The organism is Mannheimia massilioguelmaensis (assembly GCF_000940515.1).
Taxonomy (GTDB): Bacteria; Pseudomonadota; Gammaproteobacteria; order Enterobacterales; family Pasteurellaceae; genus Basfia; species Basfia bettyae.
This window is the reverse complement of sequence record NZ_CDQL01000006.1, coordinates 278,167-296,120: the sequence shown is the minus strand read 5'-3', so window position 1 is coordinate 296,120 and position 17,954 is coordinate 278,167. Positions and strand designations below refer to the sequence as shown.

General features: G+C 35.8%; 16 protein-coding genes and 1 pseudogene. 13 read left to right on the top strand and 4 right to left on the bottom strand.

Translation table 11 applies throughout. The annotated features are described in order from the left end of the window. Positions 1-57 precede the first annotated feature (57 nt). Positions 58-1,272: an ATP-binding protein gene (locus BN1226_RS06170; protein WP_044470430.1), complete on the bottom strand. Its 1,215-nt coding sequence runs from the start codon at positions 1,270-1,272 to the stop codon at positions 58-60. A gap of 312 nt (positions 1,273-1,584) precedes the next feature. Here BN1226_RS06170 and BN1226_RS06165 point away from each other — a divergent pair, with 312 nt between their 5' ends. From BN1226_RS06165 to BN1226_RS06105, 13 genes and pseudogenes are all read left to right on the top strand, one after another. Beyond that, positions 1,585-2,049, top strand: coding sequence for a hypothetical protein (locus BN1226_RS06165; protein ID WP_044470429.1), 465 nt, complete (start codon positions 1,585-1,587; stop codon positions 2,047-2,049). 17 nt (positions 2,050-2,066) lie between these two features. Further along, entirely contained in the window at positions 2,067-2,825 is a 759-nt protein-coding gene (locus tag BN1226_RS06160) for a PP2C family protein-serine/threonine phosphatase (RefSeq protein WP_044470428.1), read from the top strand. Positions 2,826-2,890: 65 nt separating this feature from the next. Continuing rightward, positions 2,891-3,721: an SIR2 family NAD-dependent protein deacylase gene (locus BN1226_RS06155; RefSeq protein ID WP_044470427.1), complete on the top strand. Its 831-nt coding sequence runs from the start codon at positions 2,891-2,893 to the stop codon at positions 3,719-3,721. A 66-nt stretch (positions 3,722-3,787) separates the two neighbouring features. Then, a complete protein-coding gene (locus BN1226_RS06150; RefSeq protein WP_044470426.1) occupies positions 3,788-5,137 on the top strand; it encodes a DUF262 domain-containing protein in 1,350 nt (449 codons plus the stop codon). Next, a complete protein-coding gene (locus tag BN1226_RS06145; RefSeq protein ID WP_044470425.1) occupies positions 5,134-7,014 on the top strand; it encodes a DUF262 domain-containing protein in 1,881 nt (626 codons plus the stop codon). The genes BN1226_RS06150 and BN1226_RS06145 overlap by 4 nt, the downstream gene beginning before the upstream one ends. Before the next feature lie 122 nt (positions 7,015-7,136). Continuing rightward, on the top strand, positions 7,137-7,667 hold the full coding sequence (locus BN1226_RS06140) for a hypothetical protein (protein WP_044470424.1): 531 nt from the start codon (positions 7,137-7,139) through the stop codon (positions 7,665-7,667). Positions 7,668-7,702: 35 nt separating this feature from the next. Continuing rightward, positions 7,703-8,686 carry an LbetaH domain-containing protein gene (locus BN1226_RS10890; protein WP_077064992.1) on the top strand — a complete coding sequence of 328 codons (984 nt, stop codon included), beginning with the start codon at positions 7,703-7,705 and terminating at the stop codon, positions 8,684-8,686. Continuing rightward, a complete protein-coding gene (locus tag BN1226_RS06130; RefSeq protein WP_044470423.1) occupies positions 8,686-9,639 on the top strand; it encodes a hypothetical protein in 954 nt (317 codons plus the stop codon). The genes BN1226_RS10890 and BN1226_RS06130 overlap by 1 nt, the downstream gene beginning before the upstream one ends. A gap of 13 nt (positions 9,640-9,652) precedes the next feature. Continuing rightward, positions 9,653-10,363: a Sir2 family NAD+-dependent deacetylase gene (cobB, locus tag BN1226_RS06125; RefSeq protein ID WP_044470422.1), complete on the top strand. Its 711-nt coding sequence runs from the start codon at positions 9,653-9,655 to the stop codon at positions 10,361-10,363. 132 nt (positions 10,364-10,495) lie between these two features. Then, positions 10,496-11,170: a hypothetical protein gene (locus BN1226_RS06120; protein ID WP_044470421.1), complete on the top strand. Its 675-nt coding sequence runs from the start codon at positions 10,496-10,498 to the stop codon at positions 11,168-11,170. Next, positions 11,148-11,594 (top strand): annotated as a pseudogene (locus tag BN1226_RS06115) (5' nucleotidase, NT5C type); the annotation flags it as partial. The gene BN1226_RS06120 and the pseudogene BN1226_RS06115, both read left to right, overlap by 23 nt. 106 nt (positions 11,595-11,700) lie before the next feature. Then, complete coding sequence (locus BN1226_RS06110) at positions 11,701-12,021, top strand: hypothetical protein (RefSeq protein WP_044470419.1); 321 nt, start codon at positions 11,701-11,703, stop codon at positions 12,019-12,021. A 444-nt stretch (positions 12,022-12,465) separates the two neighbouring features. Continuing rightward, complete coding sequence (locus BN1226_RS06105; RefSeq protein ID WP_044470418.1) at positions 12,466-13,977, top strand: OmpA family protein; 1,512 nt, start codon at positions 12,466-12,468, stop codon at positions 13,975-13,977. Between the two features lie 103 nt (positions 13,978-14,080). Here BN1226_RS06105 and BN1226_RS06100 read toward each other — a convergent pair whose 3' ends face one another. The 3 genes from BN1226_RS06100 to nhaA all read right to left on the bottom strand — a co-directional run bounded on the left by BN1226_RS06100 (position 14,081) and on the right by nhaA (position 17,930). Further along, on the bottom strand, positions 14,081-15,088 hold the full coding sequence (locus tag BN1226_RS06100; protein ID WP_044470417.1) for a YeiH family putative sulfate export transporter: 1,008 nt from the start codon (positions 15,086-15,088) through the stop codon (positions 14,081-14,083). Between the two features lie 147 nt (positions 15,089-15,235). Continuing rightward, the gene (locus tag BN1226_RS06095; protein ID WP_044470416.1) at positions 15,236-16,624 is read right to left on the bottom strand and encodes a DASS family sodium-coupled anion symporter; all 1,389 of its coding nucleotides are present in this window, start codon (positions 16,622-16,624) and stop codon (positions 15,236-15,238) included. 130 nt (positions 16,625-16,754) lie between these two features. Next, entirely contained in the window at positions 16,755-17,930 is a 1,176-nt protein-coding gene (nhaA, locus tag BN1226_RS06090) for a Na+/H+ antiporter NhaA (RefSeq protein WP_044470516.1), read from the bottom strand. Positions 17,931-17,954: the final 24 nt, after the last annotated feature.

Genomic DNA, 17,954 nt, shown 5'->3' with positions numbered 1-17,954 from the left:
GCATTACTGCTAATCTACTATAGCCCCTATTTTAAAGCACTTTTAAAAGTGAAAAAATTATTCACTTCCCAACAAAAACTCCCCAATATGCTGATGCACAATCCCATCAATATTTTCCTGCCAGAAATCATCCATTGTAATAACATATTTCGGGTAATTATCGGCAATAGCTTGTAGCGGCGAAAATTCCCGGTGGACAGTTTGTTCGCTTTCTAGCTTATAGGCGACTTGGATATAGAGTTTGTCATTCTGTTTTTGTGCTACGAAATCCACTTCTTGTGTACCTAGTTTGCCAATGTAAACCTGATAGCCCCGACGTTTGAGTTCAAGATAGACTAAGTTTTCCAAAATACCTGCGATCAAGCTAGTACGAAAACCCATTGTGGCATACAGTAAGGAAACATCGCCCAAATAGAATTTTTCTTGGGTTTTTAAAATTTCCTTGCCTTTCAGATCGAATCGTTCCACACGATGCAAAATAAAGGCACTTTCTAATGCTTTCAGATAGTTATAAACGGTATTGATATCTACTTTTCGTTGTTGGCTTTTGAAATAATCTGCAACATTCTTACCTGAAAAGGTGTTTCCAATATTATCAAAAGCATATTTGACAATACGTTCCAATAATTCTACATCTCGGATTTTGTGCCGTTGCACCGTATCTCGCAGAATCACAGAAGCATAAATATCCTGCACGATTTTATATGCGGTTTCAGTATTATAGTCTGCTGTATGCACCATAGGAAAACTGCCTTTTTGCAGATATTCGTTGAAAAGTGCGGTCGGATTTTCGCTATTTTTTTGTGAATAACCAGCTTTGAAATCCAAAAATTCTTTATAAGATAGAGTGAAAATCGGTATTTCCACATAGCGTCCTGCTAGATAAGTTGAAAGTTCAGACGAGAGTAAATGCGAATTGGAACCTGTGATATACAAATCAACATTGAAATCCACCATAAAAGCATTCACGGCTTTTTCCCAATCGATAACTTCCTGAATTTCATCAAGCAGCAAATAGTATTTGTCTGTCGTCTGGATTTTCTCTTTTATCAAAGCATAAAGCTTTTCGGCAGTTTTGAACTCACTAAATGCAAAACTTTCAAAATTGATATGGATAATTTGCTGTTCGCTAATACCTTGTGCAATAAGTTCAGCCCTTAGTAATTTCATAACCGTAGATTTCCCCGAACGGCGAATCCCTGTAATCACTTTGATTAAAGGTGTGTTGATAAAAGGTTTGAGTTGTTGAATGTAATTTGGTCGATTGATCATAGTAAAGTATTTTGGTTATGTTCTAAATTAAGAATAATTTTACTATTTATTTTTGGTTATAACCATAAAAATATCATAAATAATTATCTTTTTATGGGTATGAAATACTAGGAGTTGATCATTCTTTTGCTTTTGGGAGAATTATTTCAAATTTTTACCGCACTTTTCTCACTTTCTCGACTTTTAATTTCTGCTTTTTTCCTGTTTAACCGCAATCTAATTTTTATTTTTACGATAAAAATTATTGTTTTTAGCGACACAAAATGACGCATTTATACATAAAATACCTCTAAATTCATAAAGGAAAAACAAATGAATACAGAAATTGAAAACATTATTCATCAATTACAAAAATCTGAAAAAATCTTGGTTAAACAAGGTAATATCATCAGAACTGAATTAGAAAAAAATGAGCTGATGGCTTTATTTAATGCAACTTTATCAAGTGATAATTCCGTTCATCTTGACGAAAAGGATCTGAAATATATCAGCGAAATGAAAAACCTTGAAAGTTATGATATTCGGATTAAGAGTTGGAAAAATGATAAGGAATTGGCTCATCAATTAAGTCTGGTTTTTAAAGAAATTAGACGGTATCAACATTTATTTTGTCATATAACGGTGGGCCTCGGCTTTAGTTTGGCAGAATATTGTACAGTGACAGACTGGGTAAGATTGCTAATGTCTGATGATGGCGATTTTTGTTTTGGAATGAAGTTTGAAAGGGATGAGAATTTTGCATTAAAGTTATTCATTTTAGCAGGCTATGAGCTTTAAATTTTGCGGAGAATAAAATGTTTCAACTCACTTACTGCCAACAAGCAGGCAACAAACACCAGAAAAACCAAGACGCACTATTCAATGGCAAAGCTGTTTATCAATGGCAACTGAAAAATGCAGAAAGTGATATTTTAGACGATGAAAAAGTGATTTTGGGCGTGGCGGATGGTATTTCCAACAGCCCAAAATCACAGCTTGCCAGCCGATTTTTAATGGAAAAGCTTGCCGCCTGTAAAGCGTTAGATTCCGCGTGGTTACGCAATGTTCAAGCTGAACTTTGTGAGCGATTTGCCTTGTCTGATTTCGGCACGAGTAGCACATTTGTCGGCTGTGAGCTGCATTTTGATGAAAAAAGAGCGGTCGGAATCGGCAACGTTCTGAATGTCGGTGACAGCCGATCTTATAAAATTTCCGCAACGGGCGAGTGGAGCCAGATCAGTTTTGATCACACTGTGCTGGCAGAAATGAAAGCTCAAGGTTTGGCTTTGGCAGAAGCCGAATATGCCGCAATGTATTACGCCTTATCGGATTGCATTACCGCAGATTTTGATGCTGCGGATTTCCGTATTCATTCTGCCTCTTTTCAGTTGGAAAAAGGCGAAAGTGTTTTGCTCTGTTCAGACGGTTTGCACGATTACATCACGCCACAACAGCTTGCTCATATTTGGAAAACCTACCCCAATAATGCCGAACGCCTGCAAATTTGCAGAAAAATGGTGAAAAAACACCGCTTGTATGACGATTTTTCTGCAGTGGTTTGTGAAATGCTGTGATTATGCGACACATATTGTCGGTTAGAACAATAAAATTGCCAAAAATCAACACAAAGGAGCCATTTATGAAAAACGATCTCAACTACGCTGCTGAACTTATTCGCCAAGCAGACGGCATTTTAATTACTGCTGGGGCAGGAATGTCGGTGGATAGCGGCTTGCCTGATTTCCGCAGTGTAGGCGGATTTTGGAACGCCTATCCGCCGCTGAAAAAATTCAATTTGCAATTTATGGACATCGCCACACCAAAGGCTTACCAAGACCGCCCCGAGCTTGCCAAATGGTTTTTTGCTCACCGCCTAAACCAATATCGCCAAGCTGAACCGCACGAGGGCTACGCCATTTTGCAACGCTGGGCTGCAGAAAAAACGCACGGCTATTTCGTTTTCACCAGCAATGTAGATGGGCATTTCCGCAAGGCAGGCTTTGCCGAAAGCCGTATTTACGAATGCCACGGTACATTAGACCGCTTGCAGTGCGTGGAGAATTGCGAGGATTTATCGTGGTGGTCATACGGCTACCACCCCGTAACCGATGACGAGCAATGTATCGTCACAAGCCAACCCCCAACCTGCCCACATTGTGGCGGTTTGGCTCGGCAAAATGTGCTGATGTTCAACGACTGGACATACAGCGAAGGCTACCAACTCGGCAAACACGCGTTGTTAGACGAATGGCTACGCAAAACGCAACGCCCTGTGGTGATTGAAATCGGAGCAGGCAAAGTCGTTCCCACCGTCCGTAATTTCTCCGAACGCACCGCCAAACAGAAAAAAGGCGGACTGATCCGCATTAACCCCATAGACGCAGGAGTACCGAAAATGCACTTTTTAAGTTTGGAAATGGGGGGATTGGAGGCGTTAAGGGCGATTGATGCGTTGTTACAAGCGGTTTAAATTTCACGAAACTTTGCAAGTTTTGCTACAATGCACAGAATTTACACATTACTTTTAGGGGGCAATATGAGCCAAGATAACGTAGTTGCAGAAATTAAAAAAATTAGAGGCGTAGTAGAGAAAGAGAAATTATCTATTCCTGATTACCAAAGACCTTATAAATGGACAGTAAAAAACATTAACCAACTGCTCAATGATCTCTATTTTCATTTTGAAAATGAAAAGCAAGTTTATCGGGTTGGATCAGTCGTTATTCATAATAATACACAAGAAAATGCGTATGATATTGTTGATGGACAACAGAGATTGATTAGTCTTTGTGTAGTTTTGCATTTATTGAATGAAGAGGAAAAACCTAAATTACTAGAGGAGAAATTGCCACATAGCATCAGTGTAGATAATCTAATCAAAAACAAAAAAGCTATAGATCAATTTATTGAAGATAGAGTCAAAAATAAAGAAGAATTTGCTAAATATATTCTAGATGTTTGTGAGTTTGTTTATATTGAATTAAACGATATTGATGAAGCATTTCAGTTTTTTGATGCGCAAAATGCAAGAGGAAAATCTCTTGCTCCTTATGATCTTTTAAAAGCTTACCATTTAAGAGAGTTAAATGCCGATAAAGAAACAATTTATGAATGTGTAGAAAATTGGGAAAAGGCAGTAAATACAGATGTGGCTAATTTAGAACAAGTTATTAGCAAAACTTTATTTAGATTACGCCGTTGGTATAAATATCAAAATGCTGAACTCTTTACTAATAAAGAGTTAGAAACATTTAAAGGTGCTAGTGCTGAGTATAACTATTCATATATTAATCAACAATTAGCTAATTTTAATTTATATAAAATGTATCAATCTTTTCCAATGCTAGTTGATAGTAGGTTTAGTAAGATGAGCTTTCAAGCTATTCAGCCTATTGTTAATGGAGAGTTGTTTTTTAGATACATTGAAAATTACAGGGAGTGTTATATTTTCTTATTTGATAATCGTAATGGCTTTCTTAATAATCCTGAAATTATACGTAATAAATTGGGTAATTATGAACATAGTTTATTAAAGTTTATTGATGGTTATCAAGGAGCTTACCGTGTTGGAGATCGATACATTAAAAATCTGTTCCAGTGTTTAGTTGTGCTTTATTATGATAAGTTCGGTCAAGAAAATTTAGTTCAGGCAATAGAGAAATGCTTTAAATGGTGTTATAGAATCCGTCTAATGCAAGGAAGAGTTTTTTATAGAACAATAGAAAATGAAGTATACAGTGAAAATAGTTTATTTTCTCATCTTATGAGATCTGATAATTCAAGAGAGTTCTTAGAATTTATGATTGATAAGTATAATCAAGAGTTTGATATGGATAATAAAACAGGATTAGTGTCATTGTTAAGTTCAGATTTGGAGAAAAAATGAAAAATAGTCAAGTAAAAACATTAAAAGTAAAAGATTTATGTAATGACGATAAATATATTGTACCCATATATCAGCGTAACTATGCTTGGGGTAAAGATGAAATTGAATTGTTGATCCAAGATATTTTAGAGGCTCAAAGTAAAGATAAAGATAAAAATTATTACATTGGTAGCTTAGTTGTTTCAAAGCGAAAAGATAGTTATGAAGTTATTGATGGACAGCAACGCTTAACAACATTAAAGTTGTTATTGGCATACTATGATATAAATCAGAGTGTTAATTTAACTTTTGAGCATCGTGATGAATCTAATTTTAGTTTTAAAAATTTATCAGGTGATAATTATACTAAGAATAGTATAGATTTAGGATATAAAATAATCTCAAATATTTTTGAGCAATTTGATAAACAAAAATTAGATAAAAAAGTTTTCTTTGATTTTTTACTAGAAAAAGTCGTTATTTTAAGAACTGAAGTACCAGATGGTACAGATCTGAATCATTATTTCGAAATTATGAATAATCGTGGTGAGCAATTAGAAAAGCACGAGGTTTTAAAAGCTAGGTTAATGAATGCTTTACCTGATAATGAGAGGAGGTTGTTTGCATTGATTTGGGATGCTTGTTCAGATATGAATGTGTATGCGATTAAGCGTTTTCCTTATTCAAAGGATAATACTAAGAATATAAGAACCTCAAATGCGTTTTTTGGTGAACTATGTAATAAAATACCTAAATGTTTTAATGAAATGCTGAATGAAATAACATTAAGTAATAGTGTTAATATACTTGAATATAAATCTATTTTAGATTTATTGGCAGGGGAAGAAATTAAGGAAAGTAATCAAGGTGAAAATAATGATGAGATGAAAGATGGAAATTTTAATTCTATTATTGACTTTCCTAATTTTTTAATGATTGTTTATAGGATTTTCACTCATAAAAATATACCGTTAAATGATAAATATCTTCTTAATGAATTTGAGGGTTTGAAAGATCCTTATTCAATTAAGGATTTTATCTTGTGTTTATTAAAATCTAGATTGATTTTTGATAGATATATCATAAAATCAAAAGATGAAGAAGATACTTGGTTGCTAAATGGACTAAAAAAATACAAGAATAGTAATTCTTTTTATTTTAAGGAAGTAAATTCATTTGGAACGGCGTTTGACATATTAGGAACTGATAATGAAGAGAATTATTCATCTCAAGATAATACTCAGATAATTCAATTGCTATCAATGTTTCATACCTCATTTAGGCAAAAAATCTATAAAAATTGGCTCTTTGATGTGCTATCTAAGTTATATATTCTTGAAGATTTGAAAACAGAATATGCTTTAAAAGCTAAAACTTATATAGAAATTTTAGAAAAGCTAGCTTACGATTATTATCAAGATCCCGAAAGGCAAGTTCTTTTCGCTAAAGGTGGTCAATCTATACCTAACTATATTTTCAATTATTTAGATTATCTTTTGTGGAGAAATTGGGGTGACGATGAGCTTTCTAAAGATAATGAGTTATTAACAAAAGATAACTTTGTTTTCTCATTATCTAGAAATTCTGTTGAACATTATTTGCCGCAAAGCAAAAGAGATAGTCTGCTTGAAGATATAAAGTTAGATGAAAGAGATGGTATTTTAAACAAATTTGGTAATTTATGTTTAATCTCGCATTATCAAAATTCGTCCTTAAATGATGAAATTCCCTCAGAAAAGAAAAAACGGTATGAGTCTGGTAATTTAAAATGTATTAGTCCTAAGCAGGCATTAATGTTAAGCAGACAAGAATGGAATGCTAAGGAAATAGAAAAACATCATAAAGATATGGTGGGTATTCTAAATGCTGAAAGTGTCAGGATGTATAACATTAAATAGTTAATTTATTACCTTAGTACAAGCGGTGCAATTTTGCAAAAACTTCGCAAAATTGCACCGCTTTTTTATTTTTTAAGACTTTTAATTTGGAGGGTTAGCCTGTTTTAAAGCGAGGGAATGCTATGAAAACGACATTTTATCAATGGTTAAATTCGGGATTTTTATCTTTGGAGTTGGTAAAACAGCAGCAGATTAAAGCTAAATTTTACGATGATTTAGTGGAAATTCGGTCCCCATTTTGGGATAAAAATCTTTGTTTGGTGTTTGAATATTGTTCGGAAAATTCATTTAGTGGCAGTTATCACTATGAATTTATACAAGAAAATGGCGAGCTGTTTTGGGATATGCCGATGAGTGTGGATTGTGTGATTGCAGAGCAATCAGGACGGTTTTATGACCCGACTTGGCAGAAAATTCAGTATTTTGTGACACCGCAGCAAGTGTTTAATGAGAGTTTGCTTGTGCCGTTGCTTACACCTATTTGGAGTGGGGCTGTGTTAGAGCCTATTCAGTGGCAGGATTTAGGGGGCGTGCATATTGCGGAATTTGATCGTCATAAAATGCGAGCGATTTCGCAGAGAATAGAAAATGAGGAGTACCATTTTTTTAGAAATAATGATTATTGCGACACTCTTTGTCGCAATGATAAATAAAATAGCCTTATTCTTAATGAAACAGGAGTATAAAAATGAAAAAATACCGTTTGATTGAAAGCGACAAAGAGTATAGAGGGCAAAAGCTCTATCAAATTCAAGCGTTGCGAGATTTTACCACCAGTAATGACACTGAAGTGAAAGCAGGCGATTTGGGCGGATTTTTGAGTGGTGAGCATAATCTTTCCCACGAGGGGAATTGTTGGGTGGCGAATTCGGCAGAGGTACGAGATAAGGCTTGTGTGTCGGAAAATGGCTATGTGGGTGGTTGTAGTTATTTGAATGATGCGGTGCAAGTGTTTGGTAATGCTTGTATTACAAGGGGAGATTTTTATGGCGAGGTAAAAATTTATGATAACGCTACTGTTTATGTTAAAGGTACAGTTTGTGATGAGGTAGAGATATTTGGAAATGCAGAGGTAGGCGGTAAATGTACGAATATTTCGGGGGCAGTTAAAATTTTTGAAAATGCTGTAATAGGAGGTGTTTTTATCGGTGATATTAAGATTTGCGATAATGTTCAGATTTATGGCAATGCTCAAATTGAGGCATCTTGTTGTTTAAAAGGTAATGCTGAAATTTATGGCAATACGAGAATTGCAGGAAAAAATGTATATATTCAAGATAATGCGAAAATTTGCGGTGCTGAAATTACGGGTGGTAATCGTTTTAAAAATAATGTCCAAATTGTGGGGCAAAACATTGTAATTAGTGGCGGCGTATCTTTTGCAGAAAATGCCAAAATTATAAATACAGATGAAGCACAACGCATTGAAATAGGTGGTGATGGCAGGATTGCGGGCAATGCGTTTATTCGCTCGCAAAATGATTTTATACAGAGCAAGATTTTTTCCGATTTTTTAGAGTATTTCATAGCCTATAAAACTGAAAACGGCATTGAAATTCGCTATAACAATCAGTCTTTTTCCCCAGAGCAAGTGCGTAAAGCATTATCGGCTTATACAGAATATGAAATAGCTATTCAAGTTGCAAAATCACGCATTTTAGGAGATTTTTAATGAAATATCGTTTAACTGAAAATACCGTGGAATATTGCGGTAAAACCCTTTATCAAATTGAAGCCTTAAAAGATTTTGAAATTAAACGAGAGTGGGCGTTACAAGTTAAAAAAGGTGATTTAGGCGGCTATATTGAAAAAGAATCTAACCTTTCTCAAAAAGGGAATTGTTGGATTACAAAAGCAGTTTATGTGTTGGATAATGCCCGAGTGGAAAATGATGCGGTTATTGAATGTTGTTGTGTAGTGCGTGAAAACAGCCGTGTATTTGGACGAGCTTGGCTCTCTGATGAAAGATTTAAAAAATATAAATCTGATATTTCTGGGCAGGCAAAGATTTATGGTGATGCCTTTATTTATAAAGTTGGTTTAACAATGGCAGATAATGCCAAAATATACGGTAATGCAGAAGCAAGTCATACGCAATTTGATATTTCTGATAATGCGATATTTTCAGCAGGTAGAGTAACAGGTAATGATAAGGGGCATATTACTGTAAGAGATAATGCGGAAATACGAGGTGGTTGTCTAGATGATAATTGTTGCGTGTCTGGCAATGCCAAAATTTATGGTGGTTGCGTTAGCGATAATGCTCAGATTTACGGGAACGCTCAAATTTATGATTCTGATATTTGTGGTGAAGCGATAGTGGAGGGCAATACCGAAGTGAAGTTTGATACCAATATCAGCGGTAATGCTTATCTTTGCGGCAATGCGATTGTTGAACGAGATGAGGATATAATGACCTTTTCCAATATTGGCACACTGGCACTATTACTTAATGAGGAAATAGAAGGAATGCAACATCTCACTTTTTTCCGTGCTGGCGATAAAATGCAGATGACGATTGGGGGAGATTTTTATGATGACACTGATAAATTTTTACAACATATGAAATTATTTTGCCAAAATTTACAAGCAACGCTAGAAATGGCGGAAAAGCGGTTTGGTTAAAGTAGGAGCAAAAATGGAAAAAGATCTAAAAATCGTCGTTTTAACAGGGGCTGGTATTTCTGCGGAATCGGGCATTCGGACTTTCCGAGCGGAAGATGGCTTGTGGGAAAATCATCGGGTGGAGAATGTAGCAACGCCTGAGGGTTATAAGCGGGATCGGGAATTGGTGCAACGCTTTTACAACGAACGCCGGCGCAAGCTGTTTGACCCCGAAGTGCAACCCAATGCGGCTCATCTTGCCCTTGCGGAATTAGAAGCAAAATTGGGCGAAAATGTGCTGATTGTAACGCAAAATGTGGATAATTTGCACGAACGGGCAGGATCTAAAAATGTAATCCATATGCACGGCGAACTGTTGAAAGTGCGTTGCCCGAATAAAGGTACTGTGTATGAGTGGCAAGGCGATGTCACAGATGAAAGCCGTTGCACCTGCTGCGTTCAACCTGCACGGCTGCGTCCGCATATTGTTTGGTTTGGTGAAATTCCGTTGGAAATGGCACGGATTGAACAAGCATTGATGGAGTGCGATATTTTCGTTTCTATCGGCACATCGGGCAATGTTTATCCGGCAGCGGGCTTTGTGCAAGTCGCCAATAATTGGGGAGCGAAAACCGTTGAGCTGAATTTGGAGCCGAGCAAAGTCAAAAGTGCATTCCAAGACGCAAAATACGGTAAAGCAAGTGAAATTGTGCCTGAATTTGTAAAGCAGTATTGGAGCAATTAGCGAAATAAACCTGCAAGCGGTGAGAATTTGTAAATTTTTTGCAAAATTTCACCGCTTGTTGTTTTTCCCGACACAAATTGTCGCTTTAATCCATATATTCACCTTGAAGTTAATTCATTTAAGGAGTGAAGTATGTATGGCGTTATTATTAATCCCTCATTGTTTAAAGTGTATCACTGTGCAGTGTTAAGCTGTGAACAGGATCAGGGCATTGCGAATTTCAATTCGAAGCAGATCCATCAGTTTTTGGAAACGAATGCCGATGCGGATTTGGGCGAAGTTTGCCGTGATTTGACAAGTTATTGGGGTTCTATTCTTCGCTTGGACGGTATGGAAGTGACCTGTAAGAAATTTTGTACCAGTGATAGGGTGATTACGCTTTATCTGATTTTCTATAACCAACTGGAAAGACTGGAAACCCGAGTCACCAAATTAGGTTATTTATTCAACCAAAAAACCGTGCTGATTTTGCCGATTGGTGAAAAAGTCCGCCGTTATACGCTGCATAGCCAAGACAATGTTTTTTCGCCCACTTATAAAGAACGGGATTTCACCGATATCGATTGTGTGATTCACTACTATTTTCGCTATATTTATCAATGGGATATTTCAGGTTGGAAAGAATATAAAGAAAATTGGCGTTTTTATAAGGCAGGGGTAATGAGTAAGGCTTATTTAAACCGTATGGGAAAAAGTGCGGATAAGCGGTTGGCTCAAATAGAAGCTGGGCAAAAGTTTGATATTGACCAAGCGATTCAAAAAATCAAAGAGAAGGAACAGAAAAATGAAAAAAATTGTGTACATTGATATGGATAATGTGTTGGTGGATTTTGCCAGCGGTATTGCCAAATTAGCTCCAGAAATCCAACAGGAATATGTGGGACGTTACGATGATGTGAAAGGTATTTTCGGCTTAATGGAGCCAATGCCGAATGCGGTGGAAGCGGTGTATAAATTGGCGGAAAAGTACGATGTTTATGTGCTTTCCACCGCGCCTTGGTGGAATTCATCGGCGTGGATTGATAAAGTGGAATGGATTCAAAAATATTTTGGCAAAGATGAAGATTCCGTTTTATATAAACGGCTGATTTTATCGCACCACAAAAATCTCAATCAGGGCGATTATTTGATTGATGACCGCTTGCGAAACGGAGCGGATAAATTTGGCGGAGAGCATATTCATTTCGGACAGCCGCAATTTCCGGATTGGCGGGCAGTGTTGGATTATTTATTGTGAATTGATTGATTTTTATTCTATTTTTTACAATGATTCTGAGTGGTTATAGATTAGTGCTTTATCTATAATGATATTATTTTTATCAAAATAAGGAGCTATTATGCTTGATATTATTTTACCAAAAGAGTGGGTTTGCGATGGTGCAATCTTAAAAGCGAAATATAATGCTAGTTCTAGCAATACTTGGGTTTATGAACGTGGTGAATTAAAGCCAAAATACAATGCGAGATCTAGTAATACTTGGGTTTTTGATGGTCAAACATTAAAGCCGAAATATAATGCGAATTCTAGTAACACTTGGGTTGTGGATAATAAAGGGATTTTAAAACCAAAATACAATGCTAATTCTCGTAATAGTTATGATTTAAATGGCTATCCAATTTTAGTTGCATATGCACAATTAGTTTTAAAATTATGGTAATAAGATCACTCTTAATGGGCGATTTTTTTGAGGTGTGTGATGAAGAAATCTAATATTGAAATCTCAGAAAAAATATCAGTATTAGAAAAACAATTAGAGGAAATAAAATCAATTTTAACCCGTAAAGATTAAGTCTGATATGGCGCAGCTTTCTGCACCATTTTTAATGCAGGAAAACTATCTTCCAAGTAAAAATTTTGCAAGCTTTTCGCAAAATTTTACCGCTTGTTATTTTATACGACACAGTATGTTGCAATTTCCCAAATCTTTACCGCACTTTTATTGATATAACTATCTTTTTAATTCCAGCTAAAGATTAGTTAACTTTACTTTTTCTTTGCGGTTCTTTACATAAAAGGCGAGTATAATTCTCTAGAAGAATAAAAATAAATGATTTCTTTTATTCTGGAATTTACTTAGCTTATCGTTTATGAAGGATTTATTATGAATTTTGATTTAAGCCAATTACTTCAAGGTCCAGTACGTGATTTAGTGTTAAATCAAGTCACACAAAAACTTGGTGTATCAACAGAAAATGGAGGTAACTTATTAACCAAAGGTCTTTCAATGATTCTTGGTGGTATGGTATCTAAAGTAAATACTCACGAAGGTGCTGGCAATTTATTTGATTTGATCAAAAATACGGCATTTCCGACTAATGCAAATCCGTTAGAAGCGCTCACAGGTAAAGCTGATATTGATGCTGAGAATAGCTTGTTAGATTTAGGTAAATCATTATTACCAAGTGTTTTTGGTACAAATACAGAGTCTGTCACAAATCATTTAGCGGCTTCTGCGAATACTTCTGCTGATGCGGCTAAAGGAATATTAGGAATGTTATTACCTGTGGTGTTCTCATTCTTTAAAGGTAAAATGAATAGTGGATTAGGGGTATCAGCATTAACTGGTATATTAGGTGGTTTAGCAAAATCTGTAGCACCTCATTTAGATAGTAGCGCATTACAATCATTAGGCTTTAAAGGCTCTTTTGATGATGTGGTTGCTAATATGGCAAGATCCAGCGTAACCACTTCAGCAGCACCTAGCTCTGCAGCTGTTGAGAAAAAATCAGGTTTAGGCAAATGGCTAGTTCCAGCCTTAGTATTATTAGCCGCATTATTCGGTTATAAGAGTTGTTCAACTGATAGTGCAGATAAAACAGCAGCAACTCAAACTGCATCAACTACTCAAGCTCCTGTAGCTAAAGCTGTGGCTGAAGTAAAAACTGTTGAAGGATTAGGTAATTTAGCTTGGAACAAAACAGATAAAGATTTAACTGTTTCTGGTACGGTTCAAAATGACAGTATTAAGGCTAGTCTTCTTGATGCATTTAAAGGTTTAGCTGGTGGTTTACCATTAGTAGATAAATTGATGGTGGATCCTCAAACTGGAAAATTTGCATTTAGTGATTTTGCTGGCTTAGCTAATTTATTCAAAAATTTCCCTGGCGTAAGCGGTTCATTTGCAGATAAAGTTTTGAATTTAGTCGGTTCTGTTGAAAGTGATTCAGCCAAATCAAGTTTGGTTGATGGCGTAAAATCAGTATTGGGGAATTTATTCTCTGTGAATGCTGAGGCGGTTAAAGTAGTTGAGCCTGAAGCAAAAGAAATTGCAGATATGTCTTTAGCTAATTTAGATTTAGATATCGTTTTTGCAACGGGATCTTCTGATATTAGCCCTCGTTACTTCCGTCGTTTAAATGCATTAGCAAAATACTTTGTTGAAAATAACCGTCGTGGTGAAATCGCAGGTTACACAGATAATGTGGGTGATGCTGCAGCAAATCAAAAATTATCTGAAGCTCGTGCGAATGCAATTCGTAATTACTTAGTTTCACAAGGCGTGCCTGCGGATGCATTAGTTGCCGTTGGTTATGGTCAAGATAATCCAATTGCAGATAATAATACTGAAGAAGGACGTGCGAAAAATCGCCGTATTGAATTCAGAACTCGTTAATGAATTTAATTAAATAGATAAACAAAGGCACGGACAAAAACCCGTGCTTTTTTTTTTAGTATTGGAATAAAATTTTTGAAAAATCTACCGCACTTATTAAAGGCTACATCACAGTTTGCATTAATAAATTCACCATAAATCCACCCACTGTTAACCAAATATAAACTATAGCTCCTAATAAAATAGGTTTGAAACCAGCTTGTTTAATTGCACTGATTTGGGTAGTTAAGCCTAATGCTGTCATTGCAGCGATTAATAATAAGCTATCAAGGCTAATAATAAACTTGACGACGCTTTCTGGTAGTAAGTTAAAAGAGTTAAAAATAGCAATTAAGATAAAGTACACTGCAAACCAAGGAATATTGATTTTACGGGTTTGATTGTTGCTATCTTGTTTATTTAAGAACCAAGAGAGAGCTAATAAAAAAGGAGCGAGCATCATTACTCGGATCATTTTTGTGATCACTGCATTATCTGCAACGGTTGGGCTAATATTGCCACCCGCTGCATAAACTTGAGCGACTTCATGTACTGTAGAACCAATATAAATACCAAATTGGTGGGCGTTCATCCAACTACTCAGATAAGGATAAGCGAGAGGATAAATTAGCATGGAGAGTGTGCCAAAAATGACAACTACTGCCACGGCAACTGAAATTTGATGTGATTCTGATTTAGTAATAGGTGCAGTTGCCATCACCGCAGCAGCTCCACAAATGCTACAACCTGCGGCACTTAAATAGGCAATATGTTTATCGATTTTTAGATAATGAATACCAAGATAGCAAGTTAACAGAAAGGTTGTTATGAGCATAACTGCGTCAGCACTGATTGCATTTATTCCTACTTGGTTGATGTCTTGTAAGGTGATTCTGAACCCATATAATACAATTGCAGTACGGAGCAATGTGCCTTTGGCAAAATTGATGCCATCAGCGGTATAAGGTTTTAGTTGATTATGGAATAAGTTACCAATAATAATTCCCAATATAATGGCTATTGTAAGCGAACTTAGTTGGAGATGGGTAGCAAAAGTGGTTTGGGCTAACAGATTGACGATGATTGTGAGTATGGCGATAAATAATAACCCAATATAAAACGTATTTTTCATATTTATCCTTTCATTTTTTATTTTTATTAATAGTCTATATAAAGATTCTAATAAAGTTTAATAATTTTAAATTATATTAATTATTTGGAAAAAATGAATAAAAAACCGCACTAAAGTGCGGTTTCAATTTCAAAAATTTTGTTTGGATTAACCTAACCAGAAGAAATAAGCAAATATTGCAATAATAAAGCTACAGATAATGTTTAATACAAACCCTGCTTTAATCATATCGCTTTGCTTGATATGGCCTGTGCCATAGACAATTGCATTTGGTGGAGTAGCCACTGGTAACATAAATGCACAAGAAGCACCTAAACCGATAATCAATGATAGACCGAGTTCTGGCATACCTAATGATTGGGCAATTGAAATAAAGATTGGCACTAACAATGCCGCACTGGCTGTATTTGATGTGAACTCAGTTAAGAACACAATAAAGAATGAGACCAGTAAACCAATGAGGAAGTAGTGTCCTCCATCAATTAAGAATACGATACCATCGGCAAGAATTTTACTCGCGCCTGAGTCTTTTAATACTGCACTTAAGGTTAAACCGCCACCAAATAGCATTAGCACACCCCATTCAGTACCTTCTTGTAATTGTTTCCAGCTGGTTACTCCCGAAATGCAAATTAAAGCAGCTGCCACTAAAGCAATTACACTATCAAAACTGCCCATATTTTTTTCTAGCCCTAATAATCCTGAAAGGAATGGATTTAATGAGCTACTAAATACCCAGCATAATGCAATGAGAACAAAGATTCCTAAAGTAATTAGGCGTTGGTTATTGATTTCGATCTTTTCAAAGTTTTGATCGAAATGTAAGTTTAGTTTAGGTTTGAAAATAACAATTAGCGAACCGATCATAATTGGCATGAGAACAACCATAATCGGTAAACCATACCAAAGCCAATCAGAGAAGGTTAAGTGTAATTGAGAGGCAACGATAGCATTTGGAGGGCTTCCAACTAAGGTTCCCATACCACCAATACTTGCACTATAGGCAATTCCTAATAATACGAAAGTGTAAGTATTGTGTTCTTTTTGTGGATCAAGTTGACTAAGGATCCCCATCGCTAATGGTAACATCATGGCAGCAGTCGCAGTATTACTCATCCACATAGAAAGAAATGCGGTGATAATGAATAAATAAATCACTGCAATAAATAAATTGCCTCGAGCTAAAGACATAATTCGATTAGCAATCATTTTGTCAATTTTTTGAATGTGTAATGCTGTCGCTAGTGCAAAACCACCAAAGAATAAGAAAATAGTCGGATCAGCAAATGCAACTAAGGCATTCTTAGTGGTGACAAGCCCAAGTCCAATTGCCAAAATAGGGACTAAAATGGCGGTTACCGTAACATGTAACGCTTCAGTAAGCCATAACACCCCAACAAAGAAAAGCAAAGATAAGCCCGCATTTTCTTTTGGGTTAAAGGGTAAAGTTTTTAATAGAATAAAAAAGATAATGACATCTGCAATAAAAATAATTGAATTTTTATTGAGAGCATTAGGTTTTGATGTTGTGTTCATCATATCCTCCAAAGGGTAAATAAAGTTCCTTAGTATAGGGTCGTATTAAAGTTAATATAATGTTAAAAATATGCAAATTTTATTTTCGAAAAATGTGATAAGGTTCAAATAATTATATAAATAAAAAGAGTTAGTTAACTTGAACCTCAGTCGTTGTCATCTTCAATAATATATAGCCCAATATGGCAGAAAAACAGGAACCTAATAGAATGCCGATACGAGATAATATATTGATGGTGGATTCTGAGCCACCTTCGGTAAATGCTAAACCTGCTAAGAACATAGACATGGTAAAGCCAATACCACATAGCATAGCGATTGCAAAAATTTGTTTCCATTTAACCTTTTCTGGTAATTTGGCAATGCCTAATTTTACTGATAAGTAACTAAAGCTAAATACGCCTAAGGGTTTTCCGAGTAATAGCCCTAAAGCAATGCCTAAAGGTAGGGTGGATAAAATCATGTCTTGAGAGACATTGTGAAGAGACACGCCTGCATTAGCAAAGGCAAATAAAGGTAACACAAAGAATGAGCACCAAGGCGAAAGAATATGTTCGAAAGAGTGTAAGGGGCTATTTTCCTGTTTATCCTTCATTGGTATACAAAAACCAATAATGACACCTGCTAAGGTTGCGTGGACTCCTGATTTTAATACTGCAGCCCATAAGATCAGACCAAATACTAAATAACCACAGATATGCCCTGATTTATTGCGATTTAAAGTTATTAAACCAATAATAGCTAAAATTGCTACAGATAAAGCAGGCATACTCAACTCTTCGGAATAAAATACTGCAATCACAACAATCGCACCTAAATCATCAATAATAGCAAGGGCTAATAAAAAGACTTTAAGAGGTAGAGGTACACGTGTTCCCAATAATGCGACAATACCTAAAGCAAATGCTATATCCGTGGCCATTGGAATTGCCCAGCCATTAGCTAATTCAGGATGATTTTGTGTGATAAAATAATAGATCATGGCGGGTACAATCATGCCACCAATAGCCGCAATTGCAGGGAAGATAGCCTGTTGATAACTGGCGAGCGATCCCTCAAGCATTTCACGTTTTACTTCAAGCCCGACAAGTACAAAGAAAACAGCCATAAAACCATCATTTATCCAATGTAAAAGGTGCTTATTGATAATAAAGTCACCAAATTGCACTCGTACAGGAATATCGAGAAAAGAAAAATATAGCGAGCTTAATGGGGTATTTGCAAAAATCATGGCAAGTAACGCAAAAAAGAATAATAAAATGCCACTAGCTGACTCCATTTTGAAAAAACGTTCTAATTGAGCCATCAACATATTACATACCTCCTTAAA